Raw genomic sequence first — 11,093 nt, forward strand, 5'->3', positions numbered from 1 at the left:
CAAGGCCGCCGCCGGTTGCGCGGTGCGGACGGTCCTACGATCACCCTTCTTACTGGCCTCTCACCGTCCGGCCGGCGCCTGGGCGCCCCCGCCCGGCACGGCGATCGCCGCCAGCCGCTCCGCGAACGGCACGACCTCGAACCCGCCCGCCACCGGCTGCGCCGACCGGGGAACCACCGCCCCCGACGCCCCCGACGGCCCCACCACTCCCGTGAGCCCCGCCATCAGCGCCGCCAGCTCCCCCGCCGCGCGCTCGATCCGCTCGGGCAGCCCCTCCGCGCCCCAGTCCTCCGAGGCGGCGTAGACGGCGGTCGGGACGACGACGGCCCGCAGGTAGGCGAAGAGCGGCCGCAGTGCGTGGTCGAGGACGAGCGAGTGCCGGGCGCTGCCCCCGGTGGCGGCGATCAGCACCGGCTTGCCCGCCAGCGCGTCCTGGTCCAGCACGTCGAAGAACGACTTGAACAGTCCGCTGTACGACGCCGAGAACACGGGCGTGACGACGATCAGCCCGTCCGCCCCCGCCACCGCGCCGAGCGCGTCCGCCAGCTTCCGTCCGGGAAAACCGCTGGTGAGGTGGTGCGCGATGTCGACGGCCAGGTCGCGCAGCTCCACGACCCGCACCTCCACCTCCGCCGCCGAACCCGCCTCCGCCCGCCCGACGGTGGCCGCCGCGAGCCGGTCGGCCAGCAGCCGGGTGGACGACGGAACACTCAGCCCCGCCGACACGACGACGAGCCTCATGCGACACTCACCCCTTCCTGGCCCCGGGCGTCCTGTCCCTGCGCGGCCTTGACCAGCGACGCGTGGGTCGGCGCGTCCGGCACCTGCGCCGGACGCCCCACCGCGAACTCCTTGCGCAGCACCGGCACGACCTCCTCGCCGAGCAGGTCGAGCTGCTCCAGCACGGTCTTCAGCGGCAGCCCGGCGTGGTCCAGCAGGAACAACTGGCGCTGGTAGTCACCGGCGTACTCGCGGAAGGCGAGCGTCTTCTCGATGACCTGCTCGGGCGTGCCGACGGTCAGCGGGGTCTGGTCGGTGAAGTCCTCCAGCGACGGCCCGTGCCCGTACACCGGCGCGTTGTCGAAGTACGGCCGGAACTCCCGTACGGCGTCCTGCGAGTTCTTCCGCATGAACACCTGCCCGCCGAGCCCCACGATGGCCTGCTCGGGCGTGCCGTGCCCGTAGTGCGCGAACCGCTCCCGGTACAGCTCGACCATCTGCTTCGTGTGGTCGGCCGGCCAGAAGATGTTGTTGTGGAAGAAGCCGTCGCCGTAGTAAGCGGCCTGCTCGGCGATCTCGGGCGAGCGGATGGAGCCGTGCCAGACGAAGGGCGGTACGTCGTCCAGCGGGCGCGGCGTCGACGTGAAGCCCTGGAGCGGCGAGCGGAACTTCCCCTCCCAGTTGACGACGTCCTCGCGCCACAGGCGGCGCAGCAGGGCGTAGTTCTCGACGGCGAGGTTGATGCCCTGCCGGATGTCCTGCCCGAACCAGGGGTAGACCGGGCCGGTGTTCCCGCGCCCCATCATCAGGTCGACGCGCCCGTCGGCCAGGTGCTGGAGCATCGCGAAGTCCTCGGCGATCTTCACCGGGTCGTTGGTGGTGATGAGGGTGGTGGAGGTGGAGAGGACCAGCTTCTCCGTCCGCGCGGCGATGTACCCGAGCATCGTGGTCGGGGACGACGGCACGAACGGCGGGTTGTGGTGCTCACCGGTGGCGAAGACGTCGAGGCCGACCTCCTCGGCCTTCAGCGCGATGGCGACCATGGCCTTGATCCGCTCACGCTCGGTCGGCGCACGGCCCGTGGTGGGGTCCGGCGTGACATCGCCGACGCTGAAGATCCCGAACTGCATGGTCGCTCAACCTCCAAGTTGTTTACCGTTCAACTATAGCCGTCCAACACGCCCCTCCAGCGTTCTATTCCGACTCGGTTTCCGGCTCCGCGTCCGGTTCTCCGTCGGCCGCTGTCCTCAGCCGAGGGGCAAGGCGTCCATGTACGAGTTCGAGGGCTTGCGCACCTTCACCACGCCCCGGGCGTCCACCGCGACCGCCGCCGACGACGTGCCCAGCGTGCCGCCCGCGTGCCAGGTCCCGGTGACGTTCACCCAGGTGTCGGACTTCGGCGCCGCGACCCCGTGGACCAGCACCTTCACGGACGACGCGTCCGCCGCGCAGCAACTGACGATGATCCGGGTCAGATACCAGCCGTCGTCCTTCGCCGCGGCGGGCGACGCGAACCCGGTCATCACCACCGCCCGCCCCGCGATGGCCTTCGACTTGTCCTGCTGCACCCGCTGCGTGAAGTCGGTGAGCGTGATCGGCAGCGGGGAGGTCGCCGGCAGCGGATCGAAAGCGTCCTCCTGCACGGCGACGGCCTTCGCGGGCTCCCGTGAGGCGGTGTACGACCCGAGGGCGGGCGGCGCGTAGAACAGCAGGCTCAGCACGGGCAGGAAGAGCAGCCAGGCGACCCGGGGCACACCGGAGTGATCGTGCCCATGACCACCCCCACCCTCCTCACGCTCCCCCTCATGGCCATGACCAGAGTCATGATCATGCTGATCCGGTCGCCGACGGGACGCCCACGCCTCCGTCACCCCCAGCCCGAGCAGCACCACACCCGAGGCGACGAGCAACGGCCGCATCCCCGCCTTCACCAGCCGCAGGTACTCGTCCGTGAAGAGCGAGGTGTGCAACAACCCCAGCCCCCCGAGCACCAACAGCCCCACCTGCGCGAACCGCTTCACAGCAGCACCCCTCCGATCACCGCGCTGCACACCACCGCGACGACGGCCGTGGCCGCCGAGAACCGCACCGCGAAGGCCCGCCCGAACGTCCCCGCCTGCAAGGCGATCAGCTTCAGGTCGACCATCGGCCCCACCACCATGAACGCCAGCCGCGCCACCGGCGAGAACCCGCTCAGCGACGCCGCCACGAACGCGTCCGCCTCGCTGCACACCGCCAGCACGATCGCCAGCAGCGCCAGGAACAGCACCGACAGCCACGGCGACCCGGCGAAGGTGTCCAGCACCGAACGCGGCACCGCCACATTGAAGGTCGCCGCCGCCATCGCACCCACCACCAGGAAGCCCCCGGCGTGCAGGAAGTCGTGCTGGAAACCGCGCCGGAACTCCGTGAACCGACTGCGCCCCGCCACATGCCCGGTGTGCCGCACCGTCGGCTTCAGCCACTCCGCCCGCCCCAGCCAGAGCCACAGCCAGCCCATGACGGCGGCCGTCACCAGCGAGGCGACCAGCCGGGCGAGCACCATCTCCGGACTGCCCGGGAAGGCGACGGCCGTGGCGGTCAGCACGACCGGGTTCACGGCGGGCGCCGACAGCAGGAACGCGAACGCCGCCGCCGGAGTCACCCCCCGCCCGATCAGGCTGTTCGCCACCGGCACCGAAGCGCACTCGCACCCCGGCAGCACCACCCCCGCCATCCCCGCCACCGGCACCGCCAGCACGGCCCGCTTCGGCAGCAGCCGCCCGAACACATGCGCCGGCACGAACGCGTTGATCGCCCCCGACAACGCCGTCCCGAGCAACAGGAACGGCAGCGCCTGCACGGTCACGGCCAGACACACCGTCCGCCACGCCTGCACCGCCGGCGCGTCGAGCGACCGCCCGACGACCACCAGCAAGACCCCCGGCACCACGGCCGCCCCGAGCAGCAACAGCGGCCAGTACGGCGGCAGTTCACGCCCAGAACGCCCACTCCGAGCCCCCTCGCCGACCGCCAGGGCCGACGACGGCGCCGACGAAGACGAGGGCGTCGATATGTCCGTATCCATCATCCCGCCCCTACACCCGGCCTTCCCGCAACCGTGTGACCTGTTCCGCGCCGAACTCCACCGTCCGCCGCATGTGCCGCACGATCACCGCGAGTTCGGCGTCGGCCAGGTCGTCGAAGAGCGGCATCCAGTCGCCGCCCAGCCGCTCCCACATCCGCCCGAACTCCGCGATCCGCTCCGGCACCGTGGCCACCAGCACCCGCCGCCGGTCGGCCGCGTCCCGCTCCCGGACGACGTACCCCGCCCGCTCCAGCCGGTCCACCAGCCGGGTCGCCGACCCGGTGGTCAGCCCCGTCAGCTCGGCGACCCGGCCGGTCGTCACCGGCTCCCGCTCCAGCATCAGCAGGTTCAGACACTGCAAATCGGTGGGGTGCAGGCCCAGACGGTCCGCGAGCGCCTGGTTGAACAGGGCATACGCGGCCACATACCGACGGGACACGACGGACACCTCGTCCAGCAGCCGCGACCGTACGTTCCCGGACATCGCACCCCTTCGTGAGCGCCTCCGTCGGCGCCGCCCGCAGATCGTACGACGACGTCAGAAGAAGTACGCGTCCCCGGTGTCCAACACCAGCACCTGCTGCCGGTCGTTGGAGCGGTTACGGTCCACCGCCCCACCGCCCCACAACGTGTCGACGTCCATCGTCACCTCCGTCGGCCGCCCCCGCAGCGCCACCCGCAACGCGATCTGCTCCCCCAGCCCGTCGGCGGCCAGCGCCCCCGTCCGGCACACCACCTCCTGCCGCCCCGTCCGCGCGCACCCCACCGGCATCCGCTGCTCCCCCGCCGCCAACGGCACCGACCACCGCAACCGCACGGTCGAGTCGGAGACGTCACCGGGACCGTGATTACGCGGAGTGAGCCGCACGTCGAGCATGCCGCCGTCCATGGCGGCGAACCCGTGATACGAGAGATCGGCCTCACCCCCGTCCCAAGCAGCCGGCACAGCCGACGCAGCCGGCACGGCCGCACCCGCCACCCCCACAGCGAGCACGGCACCCGACACCACGAACCCCCACAACCTGCGCATACACCACTCCTAGATGAGAACCGCCCGGGATACGGTCATACATTCATACGGTCACACAAGGGGGATGTATCCCACGCGCGGCGCGGAGCAGTCGCCCTCCAACAGGTGACAGCGCACCGCCGTGTCAGGCTGCGGGCATGCTGATCGCCCGTTCCGCCGCCCTCTTCGTCGTCGCCGCGCTCTTCGAGATCGGCGGTGCCTGGCTGGTCTGGCAGGGCGTGCGCGAGCACCGGGGCTGGCTGTGGGCGACGGGCGGCGTGCTCGCGCTCGGCGCGTACGGCTTCGTCGCGACCTTCCAGCCCGACGCCCACTTCGGCCGCATCCTCGCCGCGTACGGCGGCATCTTCGTGGCCGGCTCGCTCCTGTGGGGCGCGGTCGCCGACGGCTACCGCCCCGACCGCTGGGACGTGACGGGCGCGCTGATCTGCCTGGCCGGCATGGCCGTGATCATGTGGGCACCGAGGGACGGCGCGTGACGTCGCCTACCCTGGGAAAGCCGACCGCACCACCGCTCGTACGCACCGAGGAGCACGCCATGGCCCCCGCCGCACCGTCCGCCGCCGCCCGCATCGCCGTCGTCACCGGTGCGAGCGGCGGGATCGGGGCCGCCACCGCCCGGCAGCTCGCCACGGCCGGCTACCGGGTCGTCCTGACCGCCCGCCGCAAGGACCGCATCGAGGCGCTGGCCGAGGAGATCACGAAGGCGGGCGGCTCGGCGACGGCGTACCCGCTGGACGTGACGGACCGCGCGGCGGTCGACGAGTTCGCGACGGCCTTCAAGACGATCGGCGTGCTGGTCAACAACGCGGGCGGCGCGCTGGGCGCGGACCCGGTCGCCACCGGCGACCCGGCCGACTGGCGCAGCATGTACGAGACGAACGTCCTCGGCACCCTCAACATCACCCAGGCCCTGCTGCCGAAGCTGGTGGCGAGCGGCGACGGCACGGTCGTCGTGATCTCCTCCACCGCCGGCCACGGCACGTACGAGGGCGGCGCGGGCTACGTGGCCGCCAAGCACGGCGCGCACGTCCTGGCCGAGACCCTCCGCCTGGAGATCGTCGGCGAGCCGGTCCGCGTCATCGAGATCGCCCCCGGCATGGTCAGGACCGACGAGTTCGCCCTGACCCGCTTCGGCGGCGACCAGGAGAAGGCCGCCAAGGTCTACGAGGGAGTGGCCGCCCCCCTCACCGCCGACGACGTGGCGGACACGATCACCTGGGCGGTGACCCGCCCCAGCCACGTCAACGTGGACCTCATGATCCTCCGCCCCCGCGCCCAGGCCTCGAACACAAAGGTCCACAGGGAACTGTGATGCCAGACGAAAAACAGGAGCAGGAGCAGGAGCAGGAGCAGGAGCAGGAGCAGGACCGGGAGCAGGAGCAGGAGCAGGCACAGGAGCAGGCACAGGAACGGGAAAAGCGCCGCCTGCTGGAGGAAACGAGAAACGAACGCCAGATGTGGATCTTCCTGGCCTACTTCCTCTTCGGCATCCACATCATCGCGTTCGTCATGATCTACGCGGTCCGCCACGGGAAGTAACGGGAAGCGGCAGCCCGTCAGCCCTTCACGCAGATGAACTGCTTCAGCTTCGCGACGACCTCGACCAGGTCACGCTGCTGATCGATGACCTGCTCGATCGGCTTGTACGCACTCGGGATCTCGTCCACGACGCCGGAGTCCTTACGGCACTCCACGCCCCGCGTCTGCTCCTCCAGGTCCTTCGTCGTGAACCGGCGCTTGGCCGCGCTGCGGCTCATCCGCCGACCGGCGCCGTGCGAGGCCGAGTTGAAGGCCTTCTCGTTCCCGAGACCCTTCACGATGTACGAACCCGTCCCCATCGAACCCGGGATGATCCCGTACTCACCGGACCCGGCCCGGATCGCGCCCTTACGGGTCACGAGCAGGTCCATCCCGTCGTAGCGCTCCTCCGAGACGTAGTTGTGGTGGGCGCTGATCTCCGGCTCGAAGGTCGGCTTCGCCTTCCTGAACTCCTTGCGGATCACGTCCTTGAGGAGCGCCATCATGATCGTGCGGTTGTACTTGGCGTACTCCTGCGCCCAGAACAGGTCGTTGCGGTACGCCGCCATCTGCGGGGTGTCCGAAACGAAGACGGCGAGGTCACGGTCGATCAGACCCTGGTTGTGCGGGAGCTTCTGAGCGATGCCGATGTGGTGCTCGGCCAGCTCCTTGCCGATGTTCCGGGATCCGGAGTGCAGCATGAGCCAGACAGAACCGGTCGTATCCGTGCAGACTTCTACGAAGTGATTTCCGGATCCGAGCGTCCCCATCTGCTTCGTAGCGCGCTCCTGACGGAATTTGACCGCGTCGGCCACCCCGTCGAACCGCCCCCAGAAGTCGTCCCACCCGCCGGTGGCGAACCCGTGCAGTCGCCCCGGGTCGACGGCGCTGTCATGCATCCCCCGCCCCACCGGAATGGCCTGCTCCACCTTGGACCGGAGCCGGGACAGATCCCCGGGCAGGTCGTTGGCCGTCAACGACGTCTTGACCGCCGACATCCCGCACCCGATGTCGACCCCCACCGCCGCAGGACACACCGCCCCCTTCATCGCGATGACCGAGCCGACCGTAGCGCCCTTCCCGTAGTGGACGTCCGGCATGACCGCGAGGCCCTTGATCCACGGCAGAGTAGCGACGTTGCGGAGCTGCTGAAGCGCCCCCTCCTCGACCGACGCAGGGTCGGCCCACATACGGATGGGCACCTTCGCGCCCGGCATTTCCACGTACGACATGCTGTCCCCATTCCCCCGGAATCACTACAAAAGTCATAAGTCGCAAAACCAGGGCCAAGGTCGACGAAAACGGACGGCGGACCGGCATCCACGGTGTTGCGTGCGATACACATTGTCTGCCGGGGCCACCCTCACCCGGCAAGCGATTAACCAGCGAGGACACGGGGACACCGGGACACCCACCCCCGGAACGACCCCTCACCACCACCGAGAGGAGCCGACCGTGCAGCGGAAGGCGTACGTACCCGGCGTCGTCGTGCTCCTCGCGGCGCTGCTGGCCGGCTGCACCGGCGGCTCGGACGAGGGCGGCTCGACGGACAACTCCAACCCCGGCGAGCCCGGCACCTCCACCGCCGCCGCCCAGCCCGGCAAATACACCACGCTCCCCGAGGCCTGCGGCGTCGTCAGCCACTCCACGCTCGACTCCCTCCTCCCCGGCATCAAGCAACTCGCCGACGGGACCCAGCGCACGGCCGCCTACGCGGGCGAGGCCACGCTGACGTACGACACGGACCGCAAGGTGGGCTGCCGTTGGAAGGTGGAGTCGACGACCGCCACCGACCACCTCTCCATCGACTTCGAGCGCGTCGTCTCCTACGACAACGCCGTCAGCGACGACACCCAGGCGGAGGCCCTCTTCGCGAAGCAGGTGACGGCGGCCGACCTCCCGGTGCCCGTCGCCTCCACCACGACACCGTCCGGCACGGCATCCGGCACGACCAGCCCGAGCCCGAGCCCCTCAACCTCCCCCTCCGCTTCCGCTTCGGCCTCCCCCTCGACCTCGGCCTCCCCCTCCCCCACCTCCACCGTCCCCGCCGCCGACCTCCAACCCCGTGTCCTCGACGACCTCGGCGACGACGCGTTCCTCGACGACGCGCTCAGCAGCTCCGGTTCGACCGCCAAGCAGCGCACCGTCACTGTGGCGTTCCGCACGTCGAACGTCATCGTGACGATCGAATACGAGGAGCAGCCGGCGACCGTGGGCGTGGTCCCGGACAGCGAGGAAATGCAGGACAAGGCCCGGAAACTGGCGGCGCAGCTCGCCGACTCCCTGGCCGGCTGAGGCCACTTCGGGCCCACCCGCCCCGCCCCCGTGGAGCCCGTGAAGCGGAACCGCACGGCTTCTTCACCGCGTACCGTGGCCCCTCGGACCCGTTCCGACCGCAGGAACCACGAGCGTCATGAGTGAAGGAACCATGCAGCGACGAGCCCAGCGAGACGGCCAGTTTGACCAGTGTGAGCAGCGTGACGAGCGCGTGAAGCGTGCCGGAGGGCGGAACCGCCTCCTGGCCGCGGCGGTCGCCGTCCCGGTGCTGCTGATCGCCACCGGCTGCTCCTCGGACTCCGGCTCCGACTCGGGGAACGACGCGCAGGACACCAGCGCCTCGACCGGCTCCGACGACTCGGCGGCGAGCGCCACCCCGACCGTGCAGGCGGCGGCGTACAAGACGCTGCCCGAGGCGTGCGCGGTGCTGTCGAAGAAGACGCTGACGGAACTGGTGCCGAAGGGCACGTCCTCCGGCAAGGAGGGCACGTCCAGCGACACGGCCGCCCGGGCGAACTGCTCCTGGTCCAGCCTGGCCAACAACGGTGTGAAGGGCTCCCAGTTCCGCTGGCTGAACGTGTCCCTGCTGCGTTTCGAGTCGGACGCCACGACCGGCGACGCCGAGTCGCAGGCGCGGACGTACTACACGAAGCAGGTCAAGGACGCGCAGGCGGTGGCGGGCGCGAAGAGCGTGAAGGCGACGTCGGTCGCCGCGACGGGCGACGAGGCGACGCTCGTGCGGTACGACCTGAAGAAGACCGAAGGCGCTTTCAAGCAGCAGACGGTCGTGGCGCGCGTGGAGAACGTCGTCATCACGCTCGACTACAACGGCGCGGGTCTGGCCGGCGACAAGACGCCGAGCGCGGACACCCTGACGAAGTCGGCGGAGAAGGCGGCGAAGGAGGCCGTGGCCTCGGTGCAGTCGGCCAACGGCGAGGGCACCAGCGGCAGTTCGGGCACGTCGTCCTCGACCCCGACCGCCCCGGCCACCTCCGCCCCGTCGAAGTCCGCCTCCCCGACACCGAAGGCGACCCCGTCCGCCAGCGCGTCCGCGACGGCGTCGAACGCGACCGCCGCCGCCCCGAAGGCGTCCGCCGAGCCGAAGAGCTGACGGTCCGGCAACGCGTTTGCCGTACACATGTGCCACCCTGTTGCGCGCAGGAACCGCAACGGGAGGGGAGTACGGGTGTCCGAGCGAATAGAGCTGACCCGGACGCACCGCGTTCTCATCGGCGTGGTCGTGGCCGGTGCAGTGGTCATCGCCGGCATCGGCTTCGCCGGTTCGTACGCGGCCGTCCGTGAACTGGCCATCGAGAAGGGCTTCGGGAACTTCTCCTACGTGTTCCCGATCGGCATCGACGCGGGCATCTGCGTCCTGCTGGCCCTGTTCCCTGTCAAGTTCTTCTGTTCAGACTCATTGACACCCATGGACGGGCAACAGCTTGGGTGATAGACGCGGTACCGCATGAGTCCCGCAACAGGAAGGCATCTCGGCGAGCCATAGAAGCTCATCGAGAGAGCACGTCGAGGCCGGTCACTTTCAGCCAAGTCACCCTACGGCGGGCATGCCGAGAGGATCCGTACCTGATCCTGGAGGCAGATCATCGCAGTTCAGCAAGAACGAGCCAGGAGGAGACAGAGTGGCCGCCGATCCGCTGGAAACGGCCTGGAAGATCCAGGCGGCATTGGCCGACTCGACGGGCAAGGCGGACACAAAGGCGTCCATCTCTCTCAGCCTCCAGTCAACGGTACTGGCCCTGCTCGGGATACTGGCCGCCTCCGGCCGCGGAGTGGGCTCACGATCCGTGCCCGGTCAGGTGCTGTTGTGGGTAGGTGGGTGCATCCTTCTTTGCGGAGCGCTTCTGGCCGCCGCTGCAGTGGCCCCCAACCTGCGGTTGGAGCGCAGAGGGCCCGGCCCAGACGACGATTACCTGTTCTTCGGGCACCTCCGCCACTTCGAGCCGGAGGCACTGGAGGCTGCGCTGCGTTCGGGCTCCGCGTTGTCCGCGCTTTCACGGCAGATAATCGTCATGAGCGAGATCGCCTGGACCAAACACCGTCGAGTACAGCTCTCGCTGCTGCTCGCGGTGACGGGTTGCGCGGTGATTGGCGCCTCAGCCGCACTAAGCGTTGTCCCGTAAATGATCTTCGACGTGTTCGTTGGCCTGCCTGTTTCTTCGTCAGCCGGCGAGGGTGAGGTTGTGCAGGCGGGCGATGCCGAGCATCGCGTGGTGGACGCCGTCGCCCTTGAGACGGCAGTCACGGAGGATTTTCCAGGTCTTCATCCGGGCGAAGGCGTGCTCGACGCGGGCGCGAACTTTGCGGTGGGAGGTGTTGTGTTCCTCTTTCCAGGCCGGGAGTTCGGTCTGGCCGGGTTCGCGGCGGTGCGGGATGACCAGGCCGGTGCCCCGGTAACCGCCGTCGGCGATGACCGTGGTGTGACCGACGGCGTCTTTCGCGCCGGACAGTTCCCATGCCTTG

14 protein-coding genes and 1 pseudogene are annotated in these 11,093 nt (G+C 69.8%); 7 read left to right on the top strand and 8 right to left on the bottom strand.

What is annotated here, in order from left to right; all coding sequences use genetic code 11:
- Positions 1-60: 60 nt before the first annotated feature.
- The 6 genes from BMZ82_RS32720 to BMZ82_RS32745 form a co-directional block, all read right to left on the bottom strand.
- Positions 61-741: an FMN reductase gene (locus BMZ82_RS32720; protein WP_093781023.1), complete on the bottom strand. Its 681-nt coding sequence runs from the start codon at positions 739-741 to the stop codon at positions 61-63.
- Positions 738-1,850, bottom strand: coding sequence for an LLM class flavin-dependent oxidoreductase (locus BMZ82_RS32725; RefSeq protein WP_093781024.1), 1,113 nt, complete (start codon positions 1,848-1,850; stop codon positions 738-740). Before BMZ82_RS32725 ends, BMZ82_RS32720 begins: the two co-directional genes overlap by 4 nt.
- A 117-nt stretch (positions 1,851-1,967) precedes the next feature.
- Positions 1,968-2,741 carry a TIGR03943 family putative permease subunit gene (locus tag BMZ82_RS32730; RefSeq protein ID WP_093781025.1) on the bottom strand — a complete coding sequence of 258 codons (774 nt, stop codon included), beginning with the start codon at positions 2,739-2,741 and terminating at the stop codon, positions 1,968-1,970.
- Positions 2,738-3,790, bottom strand: a complete 1,053-nt coding sequence (locus tag BMZ82_RS32735; RefSeq protein ID WP_256252248.1) for a permease — start codon at positions 3,788-3,790, stop codon at positions 2,738-2,740. The genes BMZ82_RS32730 and BMZ82_RS32735 overlap by 4 nt, the downstream gene beginning before the upstream one ends.
- Positions 3,791-3,797: 7 nt before the next feature.
- Positions 3,798-4,271 (bottom strand): MarR family winged helix-turn-helix transcriptional regulator, encoded by a 474-nt coding sequence (locus tag BMZ82_RS32740; protein ID WP_093781026.1) that lies wholly within the window; start codon positions 4,269-4,271, stop codon positions 3,798-3,800.
- A 54-nt stretch (positions 4,272-4,325) separates the two neighbouring features.
- Positions 4,326-4,817, bottom strand: coding sequence for a hypothetical protein (locus BMZ82_RS32745; RefSeq protein WP_093781027.1), 492 nt, complete (start codon positions 4,815-4,817; stop codon positions 4,326-4,328).
- 137 nt (positions 4,818-4,954) lie between these two features.
- Here BMZ82_RS32745 and BMZ82_RS32750 point away from each other — a divergent pair, with 137 nt between their 5' ends.
- The 3 genes from BMZ82_RS32750 to BMZ82_RS32760 are packed head-to-tail and all read left to right on the top strand — an operon-like array spanning position 4,955 to position 6,356.
- Positions 4,955-5,293, top strand: a complete 339-nt coding sequence (locus BMZ82_RS32750) for a YnfA family protein (RefSeq protein WP_093781028.1) — start codon at positions 4,955-4,957, stop codon at positions 5,291-5,293.
- A 59-nt stretch (positions 5,294-5,352) separates the two neighbouring features.
- Positions 5,353-6,129 carry an SDR family NAD(P)-dependent oxidoreductase gene (locus tag BMZ82_RS32755; protein ID WP_093781029.1) on the top strand — a complete coding sequence of 259 codons (777 nt, stop codon included), beginning with the start codon at positions 5,353-5,355 and terminating at the stop codon, positions 6,127-6,129.
- The gene (locus tag BMZ82_RS32760) at positions 6,129-6,356 is read left to right on the top strand and encodes a hypothetical protein (RefSeq protein WP_093781030.1); all 228 of its coding nucleotides are present in this window, start codon (positions 6,129-6,131) and stop codon (positions 6,354-6,356) included. The genes BMZ82_RS32755 and BMZ82_RS32760 overlap by 1 nt, the downstream gene beginning before the upstream one ends.
- A 17-nt stretch (positions 6,357-6,373) precedes the next feature.
- Here the strand turns inward: BMZ82_RS32760 and BMZ82_RS32765 are convergent, their stop codons facing one another.
- Positions 6,374-7,567 (bottom strand): RtcB family protein, encoded by a 1,194-nt coding sequence (locus BMZ82_RS32765; RefSeq protein WP_093781031.1) that lies wholly within the window; start codon positions 7,565-7,567, stop codon positions 6,374-6,376.
- Positions 7,568-7,790: 223 nt separating this feature from the next.
- On the opposite strand from BMZ82_RS32765, the gene BMZ82_RS41040 reads away from it, so the two are divergent.
- The 4 genes and pseudogenes from BMZ82_RS41040 (at position 7,791) to BMZ82_RS32785 (ending at position 10,753) form a co-directional block, all read left to right on the top strand.
- Entirely contained in the window at positions 7,791-8,630 is an 840-nt protein-coding gene (locus tag BMZ82_RS41040; protein WP_093781032.1) for a hypothetical protein, read from the top strand.
- A 118-nt stretch (positions 8,631-8,748) separates the two neighbouring features.
- The gene (locus BMZ82_RS32775; protein ID WP_256252249.1) at positions 8,749-9,723 is read left to right on the top strand and encodes a DUF3558 domain-containing protein; all 975 of its coding nucleotides are present in this window, start codon (positions 8,749-8,751) and stop codon (positions 9,721-9,723) included.
- Between the two features lie 27 nt (positions 9,724-9,750).
- A pseudogene (locus BMZ82_RS32780) lies at positions 9,751-9,999 on the top strand (DUF2637 domain-containing protein); the annotation flags it as partial.
- Between the two features lie 253 nt (positions 10,000-10,252).
- A complete protein-coding gene (locus BMZ82_RS32785; RefSeq protein ID WP_093781034.1) occupies positions 10,253-10,753 on the top strand; it encodes a Pycsar system effector family protein in 501 nt (166 codons plus the stop codon).
- 39 nt (positions 10,754-10,792) lie between these two features.
- On the opposite strand, the gene BMZ82_RS32790 is transcribed toward BMZ82_RS32785, so the two are convergent.
- Positions 10,793-11,093, bottom strand: a 301-nt coding sequence (locus tag BMZ82_RS32790; protein WP_143098949.1) for a transposase, incomplete at its 5' end; no start/stop codon positions are given.

Origin of the sequence: Streptomyces sp. yr375, from assembly GCF_900110755.1 — a bacterium.
GTDB lineage: Bacteria > Actinomycetota > Actinomycetes > Streptomycetales > Streptomycetaceae > Streptomyces.